At 51.6% G+C, this 15,525-nt stretch carries 16 protein-coding genes; 10 read left to right on the top strand and 6 right to left on the bottom strand.

From position 1 onward, the window contains the following. The first annotated feature begins 1 nt into the window (after nt 1). The 4 genes from coxB (at nt 2) to INP77_RS12275 (ending at nt 4,490) form a co-directional block, all read left to right on the top strand. On the top strand, nt 2-1,168 hold the full coding sequence (gene coxB / locus INP77_RS12260; RefSeq protein ID WP_194749335.1) for a cytochrome c oxidase subunit II: 1,167 nt from the start codon (nt 2-4) through the stop codon (nt 1,166-1,168). Between the two features lie 30 nt (nt 1,169-1,198). After that, entirely contained in the window at nt 1,199-2,791 is a 1,593-nt protein-coding gene (gene ctaD, locus INP77_RS12265) for a cytochrome c oxidase subunit I (protein ID WP_194749336.1), read from the top strand. Between the two features lie 186 nt (nt 2,792-2,977). Then, a complete protein-coding gene (locus tag INP77_RS12270) occupies nt 2,978-3,517 on the top strand; it encodes a cytochrome c oxidase assembly protein (protein ID WP_194749337.1) in 540 nt (179 codons plus the stop codon). Between the two features lie 40 nt (nt 3,518-3,557). After that, nucleotides 3,558-4,490, top strand: coding sequence for a cytochrome c oxidase subunit 3 (locus tag INP77_RS12275; protein ID WP_194749338.1), 933 nt, complete (start codon nt 3,558-3,560; stop codon nt 4,488-4,490). A gap of 57 nt (nt 4,491-4,547) precedes the next feature. On the opposite strand, the gene INP77_RS12280 is transcribed toward INP77_RS12275, so the two are convergent. Then, on the bottom strand, nt 4,548-4,748 hold the full coding sequence (locus INP77_RS12280) for a twin transmembrane helix small protein (protein WP_194749339.1): 201 nt from the start codon (nt 4,746-4,748) through the stop codon (nt 4,548-4,550). 49 nt (nt 4,749-4,797) lie between these two features. On the opposite strand from INP77_RS12280, the gene INP77_RS12285 reads away from it, so the two are divergent. From INP77_RS12285 to cyoE, 4 genes are read left to right on the top strand one after another with little or no spacing between them, the layout of a single operon-like run. Continuing rightward, nucleotides 4,798-5,523: an SURF1 family protein gene (locus INP77_RS12285; protein WP_194749340.1), complete on the top strand. Its 726-nt coding sequence runs from the start codon at nt 4,798-4,800 to the stop codon at nt 5,521-5,523. Nucleotides 5,524-5,525: 2 nt separating this feature from the next. Then, nucleotides 5,526-6,140 carry a hypothetical protein gene (locus tag INP77_RS12290; RefSeq protein ID WP_194749341.1) on the top strand — a complete coding sequence of 205 codons (615 nt, stop codon included), beginning with the start codon at nt 5,526-5,528 and terminating at the stop codon, nt 6,138-6,140. Between the two features lie 3 nt (nt 6,141-6,143). Then, nucleotides 6,144-7,118 (top strand): heme A synthase, encoded by a 975-nt coding sequence (locus tag INP77_RS12295; protein ID WP_194749342.1) that lies wholly within the window; start codon nt 6,144-6,146, stop codon nt 7,116-7,118. 18 nt (nt 7,119-7,136) lie between these two features. Continuing rightward, complete coding sequence (cyoE, locus tag INP77_RS12300; protein ID WP_194749343.1) at nt 7,137-8,033, top strand: heme o synthase; 897 nt, start codon at nt 7,137-7,139, stop codon at nt 8,031-8,033. 76 nt (nt 8,034-8,109) lie between these two features. Here the strand turns inward: cyoE and INP77_RS12305 are convergent, their stop codons facing one another. The 5 genes from INP77_RS12305 to INP77_RS12325 form a co-directional block, all read right to left on the bottom strand. After that, on the bottom strand, nt 8,110-8,631 hold the full coding sequence (locus tag INP77_RS12305; RefSeq protein WP_228518914.1) for a superoxide dismutase family protein: 522 nt from the start codon (nt 8,629-8,631) through the stop codon (nt 8,110-8,112). A 157-nt stretch (nt 8,632-8,788) separates the two neighbouring features. Continuing rightward, on the bottom strand, nt 8,789-9,652 hold the full coding sequence (locus tag INP77_RS12310) for a fatty acid desaturase (RefSeq protein WP_194749344.1): 864 nt from the start codon (nt 9,650-9,652) through the stop codon (nt 8,789-8,791). Continuing rightward, nucleotides 9,653-10,525, bottom strand: coding sequence for a fatty acid desaturase (locus tag INP77_RS12315; protein ID WP_368667942.1), 873 nt, complete (start codon nt 10,523-10,525; stop codon nt 9,653-9,655). Nucleotides 10,526-10,703: 178 nt separating this feature from the next. After that, a complete protein-coding gene (locus tag INP77_RS12320; RefSeq protein WP_194749345.1) occupies nt 10,704-10,991 on the bottom strand; it encodes a PsiF family protein in 288 nt (95 codons plus the stop codon). A 146-nt stretch (nt 10,992-11,137) separates the two neighbouring features. Beyond that, nucleotides 11,138-13,075: an SMP-30/gluconolactonase/LRE family protein gene (locus tag INP77_RS12325; RefSeq protein WP_194749346.1), complete on the bottom strand. Its 1,938-nt coding sequence runs from the start codon at nt 13,073-13,075 to the stop codon at nt 11,138-11,140. Between the two features lie 184 nt (nt 13,076-13,259). Here INP77_RS12325 and INP77_RS12330 point away from each other — a divergent pair, with 184 nt between their 5' ends. Together INP77_RS12330 and INP77_RS12335 are read left to right on the top strand one after the other, a co-directional pair. Next, a complete protein-coding gene (locus INP77_RS12330; RefSeq protein WP_194749347.1) occupies nt 13,260-14,225 on the top strand; it encodes an AraC family transcriptional regulator in 966 nt (321 codons plus the stop codon). A 155-nt stretch (nt 14,226-14,380) separates the two neighbouring features. Next, nucleotides 14,381-15,424 carry an NAD(P)-dependent alcohol dehydrogenase gene (locus INP77_RS12335; protein WP_194749348.1) on the top strand — a complete coding sequence of 348 codons (1,044 nt, stop codon included), beginning with the start codon at nt 14,381-14,383 and terminating at the stop codon, nt 15,422-15,424. Nucleotides 15,425-15,525 lie beyond the last annotated feature (101 nt).

Genomic DNA, 15,525 nt, shown 5'->3' on the forward strand with positions numbered 1-15,525 from the left:
GATGCAAGGGATGAAGAAACTCGGGGTTGGTGCGGTTGCATGGTTTTTGTCTTTAAGTGCGCATGCTGACTACACCTGGAATTTTCCGGAGCCAGTCACGCCAATGGCTTTGGATACCCTCCACGTACATAATAAATTCATGCTGATTACTGCCGTGATTTTTGTGGTGGTGCTGGCAATCATGATTTACTCGATTGTGACCCACCGGCACAGCAAAGGCTACAAACCTGTCGCCGATAACCCTCCCTCTACTGCCGTAGAAATTTTCTGGACCTTGATCCCGTTTGCGATCCTGCTGTTGATTGACTTTGTCATCATGGGTATCCCGGCCTATCACAGCGTGGTGATGATGGAAGACACGCGAGACCAATCGACCATGGTGATCAAAATTACCGGGTCACAGTGGCGCTGGCAATATGAGTATCTTGATGGCGATGCCAAGGGCATCAAGTTCGTCAGCAACCTGGCGACGACTAACGGCCAAATGCATAACGAGGAAGATAAAGGCGAGCACTACTTGCTTGAAGTCGATAATCCGCTGGTGTTGCCTGTCGGCGAGAAGGTGCGCATTTTGATGACGGCCTCTGATGTGTTGCATAACTGGTGGGTGCCACAGTTTGGCTCGTCACGTGTGGCCGTGCCTGGGTTTATCCGTGAAACCTGGGTGCAAGTCGAGAAGCCAGGCGTCTACCGCGGTCAATGCAAAGAACTCTGTGGCAAGGGGCATGGCTATATGCCGGTGGTTGTGAATGCGGTTTCCAAAGAAGAGTTTGCGCAGTGGGCAAACAAAAAACAGGATGAGCAAAAAGCCGCGAATGATGTGAAAGAAATGACCAAGGATGAGTTGGTGGCGCAGGGTAAAGTGGTATACGAGAAAAACTGTGCCGTCTGCCATCAGGTGACCGGGGCTGGCTTGCCGCCTGCATTCCCGGCCTTGACCGGCAGCAAAATTGCGACGGGCGCTATTTTTGGCTCTGATGGCAAATATCAGAAAGATAGCCATCTTGACCGCGTGCTGAATGGCAAGGGTGTGATGCCCGCCTGGAAGGCAACTTTGAACGATACGGAAATTGCAGCGGTGATCACCTATGAGCGTAATGCCTTGGGTAACGCGGCGGCAGTGGATGCCGTGTTGCAGCCGGCGCAAGTTAAAGCAGCCCGTGAATAAATATTTAAGCGATTGATTTAGGAGAGCACTATGAGTACTACTTCAGTAGCACATCATGACGAGCATCAGGATCACCCAACCGGGATCATGCGTTGGCTGACGACGACAAACCACAAAGATATCGGGACCATGTACCTGACGTTTTCACTGATTATGTTTCTGGTCGGTGGCAGCATGATTCTTGGTATCCGTGCCGAGTTGTTCAAGCCCGGACTGCAATTGATGAACCCCGAGTTCTTTAATCAGTTAATTGGTGTGCATGCGCTGATCATGATTTTTGCAGCGTTGATGCCGGCTGCAACCGGATTTGCCAACTGGATGTTGCCGTTGCAGATCGGTGCGCCAGACATGGCTTTGCCACGCTTGAATAACTGGGGCTTCTGGATTTTGCCCCCTTCAGCCATCTTGCTGACGTTGCCATTCACTCTGGCATTGTTTGGCGTGGGTGATGGCGCGCTGGCCACCGGTTGGACCTTTTACCCGCCGCTGTCTGTGCAAGGCGGCATTGGTGTGGACTTTGCCATTTTTGCGGTGCACTTGCTGGGTATTTCTTCTGTGTTGGGTTCAATCAATATTATTGTGACGATTTACAACATGCGTGCGCCTGGCATGACCTTGATGAAAATGCCGATGTTTGCCTGGGGTTGGCTGATCACCGCCTTCTTGCTGATTGCCACCATTCCTGTGTTAGCCGGCGCAGTGACCATGTTGCTGACGGACCGTCACTTTGGTACACACTTCTTTGACGCGGCCGGTGGCGGTGACCCGATTATGTTCCAGCATTTGTTCTGGTTCTTTGGTCACCCGGAAGTCTACATTCTGCTATTGCCCGTCTGGGGCTTTATCCCCCAGATTCTGCAAACCTTCAGCCGCAAGCCTATGTATGGCTATAAAGCGCAAGTGTATTCATTGTGGGCGATTGGCGCTTTGGCGGTCGTTGTTTGGGCGCACCACTTCTTTACAGCCGGTATGCCTGTGCCTGCATTGCTGTACTTTATGTATAGCACCATGGCAATTTCCTTACCGTTGGCGGTACTGTTCTATTGCTGGATCCGCACCATGTGGAAAGGCTCCATGAGCTTTGAAACCCCAATGCTGTTCACGGTTGGTTGGATTATTCTGTTTGGCGTGGGTGGTCTGACTGGTCTGGTGCTCGCAGACGTGGCTGCCGATGCGCAATATCACAATAGTTACTTTGTGGTCGCACATTTCCATTACACCCTGTTTGCGGGTGGCATCATGGGGATTATGGCGGGCGTGTACTACTGGCTGCCAAAAATGACAGGCCATATGTATAACGAGAAACTGGGTAAATTGCATTTCTGGTTAACAGCCATTTCATTCAATGTGACCTTTATTCCACAGTTCTTTGTCGGCTTGGCCGGGATGCCGCGCCGGATTCCAGACTATGCCTTGCAGTTTGCCGAATTCAATATGATTTCGAGTATCGGTGCATTTGCCTTGGGTCTGTCACAGTTGCTGTTTGTCTACATCATTATCAGCTGTGTCAAAGGTGGCAAAAAGGCATCAGACCGAGTCTGGGAAGGGGCGCAAGGCCTGGAGTGGACGTTGCCATCTCCTCCGCCATATCACAGCTTTACTGAACAGCCGGTGGTTAAATAAATGCTAAAAAAGCCAGTCAATCCAGTTTTTTTGGTTGATTGGCTTTGTTTTAAGGTTGACGTATTTTGAGTGATCCCAAGCAGTCTAATAACAGGAAAATTGCATGGCTGCTCGCTGCGGTAGCAATTCTCTGGTACCTGATTTCGATGTTTACGATCTGGAAGTAAACCAGTTGCTGAAACAGTTATGGCATTAAAACAAGATCAGGTAGAAGCCAATCGAAAATTGGCTTTTAAATTGGTGTGGATCATCGTCGGTGCGCTGTTGTTTGCCTTTGCCTTGGTGCCATTGTATGACGTCATTTGTTCTGTGACCGGGCTCAATGGCAAAACCAAAAATACGGCGGAAACAGCCACAAAAGCAGTTGTAGATTTAAAGCGGGAAGTCACCGTGCAGTTTGTGTCCTCGGTGATGCCAGGCTTGGGGTGGAATTTTTATCCTAAGCAAAACAGTGTGGTGGTGCATCCTGGCCAAGTCACTACGGTCATGTTTGAGGCAAAAAACATTACCAATGAGGAGGTGGTCGGTCAGGCCATTCCCAGTGTGACCCCAGGCAAAGCATCGGCCCACTTGAAAAAAATAGAGTGTTTCTGCTTTGTCAGGCAATCGTTAAAACCGGGTGAGGTGAAGGCATTGCCACTGCGATTCTTCGTCAGTGCCGAATTGCCCAAAGATGTACAAGAAATGACCTTGTCGTATTCGTTTTTTCCGGCAAGTCAGCAATAAATAATATGAGTAACACGATCAAAGGATAGGGAGTTAATGCATGGCTAGTCATTCAGAAAATCACTATTTTGTCCCGCACGGCAGTATCTACCCGGCATTGATTTCAGTCGGGTTGCTGTCGATGGCGAGTGGCTTTGTCTTTAATGTTACCGGCTCGGACACGCGGCTAGATGGGTCTATGAAAAATCCGGCCTTGTCCTACCTCGCTACCCCGGGCAAGTACATGATGTATCTGGGCCTAGCGATTGTGCTGGCCATGATGTTCAAGTGGTTAAGTACAGTTGTCACTGAAAGTGTCACCGGCCAGTATAAAAAATGGGAAGACAAATCTTTCCGTATTGGCATGATCGTGTTCATTTGCTCTGAGGTGGCTTTTTTTGCGGCGTTCTTCGGGGCATTGTTTTATATGCGCGTGTTGTCGGTGCCTGATCTGGCTTCTTACGCGCCAGACATTACGCCTTACAAGGACTTTTTAAGTACTTGGCCATCACAGGGGCCTGGCGGAACGGTTCTGGGGGAGACCTATCAACCAAGCACCGCCTTTCACCCCATGACTTGGAGTGGCCTGCCACTGATCAATACCTTGTTGTTGTTGAGTTCTGGTGCGACCATTACCTGGGCACACTGGGGCTTGATCAAAAATAACCGCAAACAACTGATTGTAGGGCTGTTCCTGACGATTGCACTGGGGGTGACCTTCTTGTGCTGCCAGGCAGCCGAGTATCACCACGCTTATACAGAAATGGGGCTGACGCTGAAGTCTGGCGCCTATGGTGCGACCTTCTTCATGTTAACCGGTTTCCATGGCTTTCACGTTACCATTGGCACCCTCATGCTGATTGTGATCTGGTTGCGCAGCATTCGCGGTCACTTTACTCCCGAGCACCACTTCGGGTTTGAAGGCGTGGCCTGGTATTGGCACTTTGTGGATGTGGTTTGGCTCGGTTTGTATATCTTTGTTTACATGCTCTGACGGTTAAAAAGGGCGCAAACAGCGCCCTTTTTAGTCTGGTGATTCCATCGTTCTGGATTAAAGCGTATGGCCCACGTAGCCAAAATGTGCGGCGATGACCAATGCCAGAAATAGGAAGATAGACAGACCAATACGCAGGGTAAGTGCTTTAACCGTACGGTCTGATCCGCGTTTGTCTTTGAGTAAAAAAAGCAGGGCAGAAAACAGGCTGCCAATAATGACGATCAGTATCAAAATGGTGGCAATTTTAATTAACATGATGTGATCTCTCGGTAACGTGATGACATTATGGGCTGTAAGCAAAAAAATGCAAATACCCTTGGGAAATTATGTTTTTCGTCTGCGCTGGATGGTGGTGGCTGTGATGGTGGTGGCAATCTGGAGTTGTCTGCGCTTGGGCCTGTGGCAGTGGCATAAGGCTGAGCAAAAACAGGCGATTATGCTGGCATTGAAACCGCATGGCGATGCCGTGGAGCTGCGCGCACAAGCGCTGGATATTCCCAGTCATGTTGAGGCCCTGCACTTGCAGACAGTGATGATCGGCGGCCGCTATCTACCACAATACAGTTTTTTTCTGGATAACCAGGTGGTTCAAGGGCAGGCCGGATTTGCTGTCATCACACCTTTTTTGCTGCATGACCAGAAGCATCTTATTTGGGTGAATCGTGGTTGGGTGCCCGGTTTTGCAGACCATCAAAAAATCCCCGAGATTCAGACCCCTGAAGCAGAGCAAGTTATCCGGGGGATGTTCTGGCGACAAAGCAAAACCGGATTCCGGTTGGATAAAGCGGGCTCAAGCTGGCAGCCGGTGCAACCTGTAATCGATTTTTCCTACTTACGGCAGCATGTGCCTTTTTCGTTTGCAAATGTCATCCTCAAACTAGATCCAGCAATGCCTGCCGGATTCGTTAGAGTATGGGAAGTGCCAGGTGGGCAAATTGAAAAGCATATGAGTTATGCCTATCAGTGGTTTGGGTTTGCCTTGGCGAGTTTTATGATTGGTCTTTATCAAATGATAGAAAAGCGGTCTTGATCATGCAGGAACAGTTGACAGAGGTGGTTTTGGACCCGGTCCAGCAGCGCAAAGGCCGCAGGGTATTTTTTCTGCTGGCGGTATTTTTTACAGTGCCGCTGCTCGTCGTGGTCGCGATGTTCAAGTTTGATTGGCGACCCAGCGGTAAAAGTCATGGTCAGCTCATTCATCCGCCGGTCTCGATTGCGCATGCGACGCACTGGGTCAGCGACAGGCAGCAAGCGCTGCCCACCTTCTGGCAAGACAAATGGAATATGGTGTTTATCGCACGGGAGTGCGACAGCGCTTGTATGCAGCGGCTGTACGACCTCAGGCAGATTTATGTCTCCTTGTATAAAGACATGATCCGCGTGCAACGGGTGCTCATCACGCAACAGGCCGATACCACAGCGATCCGTGCACGTTATCCTGATTTGCTGATTATTAATGGAGATACGCAGCAAGTTGCAGAATTGGGTGGGCTATTAAGCGGTGGTGGACAGAATACGCTGGATGCCCACCGCGTGTATTTTATTGACCCGCTCGGCAATATCATGATGCAGTACGGGCCAGAGATGGAAGCCAAGTGGATACGCAAGGACTTGGTCAAATTGTTAAAAGCTTCTTGGGCTGGATAGTCGATGTTTAAACGCTTAAGTGTGCTGGCGGCGATGGTGGCCTTTTGTGTGGTGGTGCTAGGGGCTTATGTCCGGCTCTCTGATGCCGGCTTGGGCTGCCCAGACTGGCCGGGTTGTTATGGTGCGCTCACCGTGCCGCAAAGTGAGGCGGCGATCGCGTCTGCGCAACAGGCCTATCCGGATAAACCACTACAACATGCCAAAGCCTGGAAGGAAATGGCACATCGCTATCTGGCTGGTAGCTTGGGCCTGTTGGTATTGCTGCTTGGCGTATTGGCTTACAGGCAAAGGCAATTGTTGCACACCCCGTGGCAGCTCTCGGTAGGATTGATCGGCTTGATTGTGGTACAAGCGCTGCTGGGTATGTGGACGGTGACTTTGTTGCTGAAACCCATGATAGTGACTTTACATTTGCTGGGCGGCATGACGACCTTGGCTGTCTTAAGCTGGATCGCCTGCCGACATGTTGCCAGCCAACGTATCGTGATCAGGCCGTGGCAATTGCGCTGGTTGCAACTGGCTTTGCTGGTCTGGATACTGCAGGTGTTACTGGGGGGCTGGACCAGCAGTAATTATGCGGCCCTGGCCTGTACGGACTTTCCCACTTGCCATGGTGCCTGGTGGCCAGACATGGATGTGGGCGAGGCGTTTCATTTGACTCGGGCCTTGGGTGAAAGCCGGGAGGGCGGACAGCTGCACCTGAATGCATTAACGGCCATCCAATGGGTGCATCGGTTAGGGGCACTGCTGGTGTTTGTATGGCTCATGGTCAGCGTCAAGCTGTTGTGGCAATCAGCCATGCCGCGTTGGTTGCCTGCCTGCTTGCTGATGCTCGTGTTGGGTCAGATTGCATTGGGGATTGCCAACCTGATTTTGCAGTTACCGTTAGTGCTGGCGGTCATGCATAACGCCGGGGCTGCGCTGCTCGGAATATGTCTGGTCGCCATTAATGCCAGATTGAAACATTCATTAGATTAAAACAAGGGGGAGTATGCGATGCAAACAGCATGGATCACACACATGGCCGCTGCAAAAATGGGCTTGCGGCACTTTTATGCCTTATGTAAACCGCGCGTCACTGCGCTGATCGTCTTTACCGCCATGATAGGCATGTTTATGGCCACGCCGGGTATGGTGCCGGTCACTGTGCTGGTGGCCGCCACGGTGGGCATTGCTTTCGCATCTGGGGCTGCCGCGGCATTCAATTGCCTGATCGAGTATAAGATTGATGCCATGATGGCGCGTACGCGCGCACGCCCATTGCCTACCGGCCAGTTATCGCAAATGGAGACCTTGCTGTTTGCCAGCGTGCTGGGCGGGGTAGGGTTGAGCATCCTCTATTACTGGGTAAACCCGCTCACCATGTGGCTGACCTTAGCTACATTTGTCGGCTATGCGGTGATTTACACGGTGTTTCTCAAACCCGCTACCCCGATGAATATTGTGATTGGCGGCGCTTCTGGCGCCATGCCGCCGATTCTGGGTTGGGCAGCAGTCAACAATACCGTCTCGCCAGAGTCGCTGGTGATGTTTTTGATTATTTTTGCCTGGACGCCTCCGCACTTTTGGGCGCTGGCTTTGTATCGCCGCGAAGAATACGCCAAAGTCGGCATGCCCATGTTACCGGTCACCCATGGTGAGCGGTTCACACTGTTGCATATTGTCTTGTATACCGTGATTCTGGTGGTGGTGTCGCTGATGCCTTACGGCCTCGGCATGAGTGGCTGGCTCTACCTGTTGTCCGCCGTGCTGCTCAATGCAGTGTTTATGTATTATGTGGTCAGCCTCTACCGACAGTATTCAGATGCGCTGGCTAAAACCACCTTCAAGTATTCCATCCTCTACTTGAGCCTGATTTTTGCGGCGCTGTTACTGGATCATTACCTCATTTAAAAAACAACAGCGTTTAAAATCAAAGCCACAGTGCCGATGCGGATAGCTCCCGTATCGGCACTGTGCTTTTAGCCCGTTATTTAATCACGCCACACGCGATTCTTGGCCCCGCATTGCCCGCTGGCTGAGTCACATAATCGTCAGCATCGCGATGAAGAATCATCGCATGTCCAATCAGTGCATGTGCCCCTTCAGCCAGGCTGGCATTCTCCAGCGTTGCGCGGTAAATGGCATGGCCCGTGTTGTCTGCTTTCAGGTTAGGAAGGTCGCCAAAATGATGGCTAGGCGTTGCTTGCGAGGCATGTGGATGTGCATCGGGATTGAAGTGCCCGCCTGCACTCGAAGCATCCGCCGCAGAGCAATCGCCTTTCTCATGAATATGAAAGCCGTGTATGGAGTTGGGCGTCAAGCCAGCCACACGGGCAATCAACAGTACTTTCGTGCCCTGTTGAATCAGGTCTACATCGCCGGTGACCTTTGAGTCGGATTTGGCTTCCAGCGTGGCGTGCGCAGAAGTCTGCTGCATGAAAGGTATTTGACTGCAGGAGGCCAATAAAAAAGGCGAGAGGCTGAGCAGCAAGCGGGATAGGGTTTGCATGAAATACTCCTTGGTATGAATCATTGAGCGAGAGATTACTGTCATCAGGCGAGGGCAGGTGTCGCAAAGTCGGGCATAGACCCTTAAAGCAGGCACCAGGCTTTAAAAGTTTCCATGACGATGACTGGCACCATGCCACGATGCCTGGGTGATCCGACTACTTGGGTTGCAAGAAGCCCAGGCCATGCGACCAGGTAATCACATGCACGCCGGCCTCTTTCTGTTTGTCAGCAATTTGCAAATGCAGTTCATGCATTTTGGTCCAGTGGTGCTTGGGACGGTAATGGTGCTCGGCATGATAGCCATTGTTAAACCAGATCAGGTTGTAAAGCTTGCTGTAGCTGCTGACCCCCCAGGCAATCGGCAGCTCAGGATTGCCGCGCCAGTGCTCATACCAGCCGTTGAGCGAAGACAGGCAGTGGCCAAGGTAATAAAACGGCACCATAAACAGCATGAATTTCCAGTTCAGCACAAAGCCGACCAGCACCAGCAGGATGGCGCAGAGGATTTCAAACACACCAAAGCGAGCCAGGCCAGGATTACGTTTTTTAATTTCCCGGTAGATTTCCGCCGGGTCGTCCCTGAAATAACTTTTGAAGGTATACGCCCAGACATTCTCAGGCTCACCGTTGCTGCCATAGCGGTAAATTGAGAGCCAGTCTATGGTGTTGCCATTGGCATCCGGCCGGTCGCTGTTACCGATATGATGGCGTTTATGCACGGCATCATAAAAGGTTTGCGAGAAGACCATGGTCACAGACTCCAGCAGGCTGAATATCCGGTTCAGGAACTCAGACTTGAAGTAGGGGTTGTGGATGAAGTTATGCGAGATGCCATTGATATTCCATGAAATGCTGACGGCGTAGACCAGCCCCAGTAGTACATTGGCGTACCAGGGCAGGCGGTCAAACCATAGAAACATGCCAATCAAATAGGCAAAATGCAGTATCCCGAACACAACGGGGATCACATCCCAGTAAGAGTAGGCAAATAGAAAGCCTGGCTTGTTTTTGGCGGCCATTTATTGTTCCTTCATCCATTCCATCATAAATCCAATCGGGTGTGGCCAAGGGATCACCTTGACCCCGGCTTGTTTTTGTTTCTCGGCAATTTCTGTGTGCAAGGCATGCATCTGTGTCCAGTGATGCTTGGGCCGATAGTGATGTTCGGCGTGATAGCCATTGTTTAACCACAACCAGTTATAGAGTTTGTTGTAGCAGCTGACGCCCCAGGCAATTGGCAAGTCCGGGTTGGCGCCAGCGTGCTCATAGTAGCCATTCATGGCCGTCAGCGAATGGCCCAGGTAATAAAAGAACACGAAGAACAGCCCGAATAGCCAATCCCACAGCAAAAAGCCCACGATCATCAAGGTGACCACGACGACTTCAAACACCGCGAAATAGGCCAATGCCTGGCTATGTTTTTTAATCAAACCGTAGATGCGTTTGGGATCATCACGGAAATAACTCAGCAGCGAGTATTTGAGTGGATGCTCGGCTTGACCATGCGCGCCATGCCGATAAATGGAGATCCAGTCTATGGTCTCGCCATCGGCACCTTTGCGGTCATTGTTGCCGATGTGATGTTGCCGGTGGACATAGTCATACATGGTTTGCGAGAAGCCCATGGTGACTGATTCCATCAGGCTGAACAGTCGGTTGAGCAGGGCAGATTTGAAGTAGGCGTTGTGAATAAAATTATGGGAAACACTATTCACATTCCACGAAATACTAAAGGCATAGATCAGTCCCACCACACATTTTTGCCACAGCGCCAGACTATGAAAGCTGGAAATCATCCATGCAAAAAACAAAAAATGCAGGCAACCGGCAAGGACAGGGATGATATCCCAGGCACTATAAGCGAACAGGTAAGGAGATTTTTTGACGCGCACGGGCCAAACCTCAGCAATGATCCACGGATAAAATAATCTCGTATCATGCAGCGGATCACTTACTTAAGCCTTACAGCGGCAGAATTTTGCCAAACAGGGGCATGTGCCGACGTTTAGCGCATCGCAGAAGCAACAAAAAAGCCTGTGTAAAACACAGGCTTTTTTTGCAAGTGGCCGCTTAACTGGCGGACAGGCAGGATTTCATAAATGCTTTACGCTCATCGCCTTTGAGCGCTTTGGTTTTAGCGTCAGCGTTACAGGTTTTCATTTTTTCCTGTTGCGCGGTCAACCCTGAGCTGGCGCCCTCTGCGGACAGGCATTGTTTCATGAATGCTTTGCGTTCATCGCCGGCCAAGGCCTTGGCTTTTGCATCGGCGTTACAGGTTTTCATTTTTTCTTGTTGCGTGCCAGCCTGAACAGAAAAACAGACACAGGACAGCAACATAGCAATCACCAGTTTATTCATCGACGTCTCCAAACAAAATAAATTTTTCGAGTTTGAGGCTGCCAGCGGCGGCCTGTGTGTTGCATTTTGACATAGAGCGCATGGCTTGGGGAATAAAAAAAGCCCGGGAGATCCCGGGCTTTTATGCCTGACGCTGAGACGTCTATTTAATGAATGGGCATACGATAGAGCAAGCCGGCTTTCATGTCGGGGATCAGTAGTGATTTGCCATCCGCGGAGAGGCTGATATCGGCTGCTGACTGATAGCCCTGGATGATGCGTTGCGGCGTCGCTTTGGGGTCACTGAGTTGCCAGACGTTGCCGCCCGCCCAGTCACTGACATACAGCATGCCGTAGGCGTCGCGGATCAGGCCATCTGCGCCGCCAAAGCCCTGGTTCAGTAGCGTCACTACCGGCTTGCTGCCACCCAGTTGAACACTGAACAATTTGCCTGTGCCAAAGTCTGCGACCAGCAAACGGTTAGGACCATCCATGAGCAAACCATTGGGGCGTTTGATCCCGGCATTGGCTTTGAGCACTTGCGTGACCTTACCCTCAGGCGTGAGTTTGAAAATCCCCGCGCCCTTGCCGTTGTCATCGCCACTGTCAGAGACGTAGACATTGCCTAGGCCGTCAATCTCGATATCGTTCAGGAACACTGGTTTTTGTGGGAAGGCACTGGGTGCAGCGACTACGGTCTGCTTGCCGTTGCTGGTGTCAATCCGCACCACGCGATCATTATCCGCCAAATACAGTTGGCCATTAAACAGATCCAGCCCTTTGGGGTCATTCAGGCCTTCTGCCAGTGTGGTACGGGTGCCGTCGGCCGCAATGCGCGTGATTTTGCCATCGCCCGCTTTACCAAATTCACCGATTTCAGACACATACAGGGTGCCGTCCGGGCTGGCAAAAACGGATTCAGGCATGGCGAATCCGCTCAGTGTGTTGGCGGTGTTGGCGTTCACGCCTGACGCACCTGCTTTGCCTGTGTAGCTCACCCGGTAAATCACGCCATTGTAATCGTCCGAGACCAGTAACGAACCATCCGCAAGCTGTAACACATCCGTCGGGCGGCCCCAGACTTCGCCATCCGCGGTGAGCCAGCCATCAATAAATGGCTTGGTTTCCTTGACCTGGTGCTGAGCATCAAAAGTCACGCGCACCAACTGGTAGCCAACCGGCACCTTGCGGTTCCACGAGCCATGCTGGGTAATCACCGCATTGCCCTGATACTCGGCAGGGAACTGCTTGCCTGTGTAAAACTTGAAGCCAAGATTGGCGCTGTGCGCCTGGAATTCTGCAACAGGCTTAGCCACCTCGGCAGGCGGCGTTTTGTTTTTCCAGTTGGGATCGCGTGTATCGCCACCTGCATAATAGGGAAAGCCAAAGTGCAGCCCGGCTTTAGGTGCTGCGTTAAGTTCGTCATGCGGGATGTCTGGTCCGAGCAGATCGACGCCATTGTCAGTGAAAAACAGGGTTTGGGTGTCTGGCTGAAAATCCATGCCGACCGAGTTACGCACGCCTTTGGCAAACGTTTCCACATGACTGCCATCGGCATTCATGCGGATAATTGAGGCCTCGTGACCTGTCGGGTCGCAGATATTGCATGGCGCGCCTATGGTCACATATAGCTTGTTGTCCGGCCCTACCGCCAGATAGCGCCAACCGTGATGCGCCTTGTCCGGCAGTTGTTCATACACGACTTCACGCATGGCCTTAAACGGCAGCGTGAGGTCAAAGTCTGGGGCGGCATAGCGTGTGATGCGATGCTGCTCGGCCACATATAAATGGCCATCCACCATGGCGACGCCATTGCCAACCTTGAGATCGTCCAGAATGCTGACCACCTGGTCAGCCTTGTGATCCTTGTTTTTATCGACGACGGCATACACATGGTTGCCACGCGTACCGACATACACATTGCCATTGGTGCCCAGCGCCATCTGGCGGGCCCCCGGCACCTCGGCATACACATCAATCTGAAAGCCATCCGGCAGATGCAGTTTGTTTAAATTGGCACGTACATCATTGATATCTGCCCAGGATGCATTCGCCGCTGTCGCAAGCACAGCGCCCAGCAGGCAGGTGATTAATCTTTTTTTCATCACGGATATCCTCTTCTCTACAAATATTTAAACCAATATACTTAGCACAGCCAGTGTAAGCACTTGCGCAAGCCCTGCAAAGTTTAAAAATATGAAATGATTGCCTATTCCTATTTTGGATATGCTGCTTATTGCTATTTGGTAGTAATATCAATGCCTGATTATTCAATGAACCGGGGATATTATGAATAATGAATGCTGGCATGCGCACGACAAGGAACGAACTATTTCTCTGCTCTCGGCACTGACGCCCAAAGAGGGATTTACCCTGACCGCACTCGATGGCGTCAAACTCATGCGCTGGAACCGGTCGATTGCACGCAGCCCGGTGTTTTACGAACCTAGTATTGTGTTTGTCTGTCAGGGCAGAAAAGTGGGTTACCTAGGCGGTGAGGTCTACCAGTATAACCCACAGCAGTTTCTGATTCTGTCAGTGCCGTTGCCGTTTGAAAGCGAAACCATCGCCTCCCCAGACGAGCCACTACTGGCCATTTCTATCCGTATCAACTTATCGGTGATCTCAGAGTTGTTAATGAGCCTGGAGCACACAACGCCGATGCAGGTGAATGGCAAAAGCGGCATTATTTCTACCGCGCTGGACAAACAACTCTCCAATGCAGTGGTGCGATTGCTGGAGTGCCTGCAATCCAAAACGGAGGCTGCCGTGCTTGGCCAGGCGATTATCCGCGAGATTCATTACCGGCTGCTCACCTCGGCGCAATCTTCTGCCATCCTGGCCGCGCATAGCACGCACAGTAATTTGGGCCGCATCAGCAAAGCCTTGCGCCTGATTCATGCCGAATATGCCAACGCCCTCAATGTGGACACTCTGGCAGCGGTCTCTGCCATGAGTGTGCCGTCGTTTCATGCCGCCTTTCGCGATGTCACGGCCACTTCACCTATCCAGTATTTGAAAAAAACACGGCTGCACAAAGCCAGGTTGTTGATGGTGCAAGACGGTATGAATGCCACGCTGGCGGCGACCAAGGTGGGTTATGAGAGCGCTTCGCAGTTTAGCCGTGAATTCAAGCGCATGTTTGGCCGCAGCCCGATGGAAGAGGTGAGTGCAGTCCGTAGTGCCTTGATCACTTCACCAGGGGAATTTATTGGCAATCAACGGGACTATGCTTATGTGACCGTTCAGCAATAGCGCGTCTGTGGCCTGTCAAAACATCCAAGAGGAATAGGCAACGATTTGAGAAGAGCAGGCAAGCCGGATGGCGTACGCTTGTTTAGACTGTTGATCAGACTGCGGACGACTTTGGCCGCGGAACATTTAGTTGAACAAAAAGACATGGAGATGCGATGAAAACTGCAGCCTACGGCGTACAAAATGCAACCTCGCCCGTTGCCCCTATGAGTATAGATCGCCGGGAACCCGGTCCTAACGATGTGCTCATCGACATCGAGTACTGCGGGATTTGCCATTCGGATATTCACCAGGCGCGCAATGAATGGGGTGGCGGTTCACTGTATCCCATGGTGCCAGGACATGAAATTGTCGGCCGCGTACGGCAGGTCGGCCCGCAAGTGAGCAAGTTCAAGCCTGGGCAATTGGTGGGGGTCGGTTGCATGGTGGATTCGTGCCGTCACTGTGAGGCCTGCGATGAAGGCGAAGAGCAATACTGTGACCACACGGTATTCACTTACAACGCCAAAGATCCCAAGCATGGCGGCCTGACCTTTGGTGGCTATGCCGAGCGGATTACCGTTGATGAACACTTTGTGGTCAGCGTGCCGGAAAACCTGGATACCAAAGCCGTGGCTCCCTTGCTCTGTGCCGGCATTACCTTGTATTCGCCATTGAAACACTGGCAGGTGCAGCCCGGCCAGAAAGTCGGCATTATCGGCCTGGGCGGCTTGGGGCACATGGGGGTTAAATTGGCGGCTGCGATGGGCGCGCATGTGGTGATGATTACCACTTCGGCCAGCAAGGCGGCTGATGCGACCAAGCTGGGCGCGCATGAGGTGCTGATCTCCACACAAGCCGAAGACCTGGCCAAGCATGCTTCCAGTTTTGATTTGATTATTGACACGGTGCCGGTTGCCCATGACCTGAACCCTTATATTGGCCTGCTCAAGCGGGATAAAACTATCGTGCTGGTCGGTCCGCTGGACCCGGTTGACGTCCATGGCGCCAACCTGATCACGCAACGCCGTCATGTCGCCGGGTCACTGATAGGCGGCATTGCGGAAACCCAGGAAATGCTGGATTTCTGTGGCAAACATAATATCGTCAGTGATGTCGAGATGATCGATGCCAACTATATCAATGATGCTTACGAGCGCATGCTCAAGAGTGATGTGAAATATCGTTTTGTGATTGATATCAATTCCATGAAAGCTTAAGCGGAGAGTACTTGCCGTCTGGCGATAAAAAAGCCCTGTTTAAATGAACAGGGCTTTTTTATAGGTAATGCCAGGCCCGACCACCAAAGCTGAGGGCCGAA

It is taken from the genome of Methylophilus sp. 13 (assembly GCF_015354335.1).
Taxonomy (GTDB): Bacteria; Pseudomonadota; Gammaproteobacteria; order Burkholderiales; family Methylophilaceae; genus Methylophilus; species Methylophilus glucosoxydans.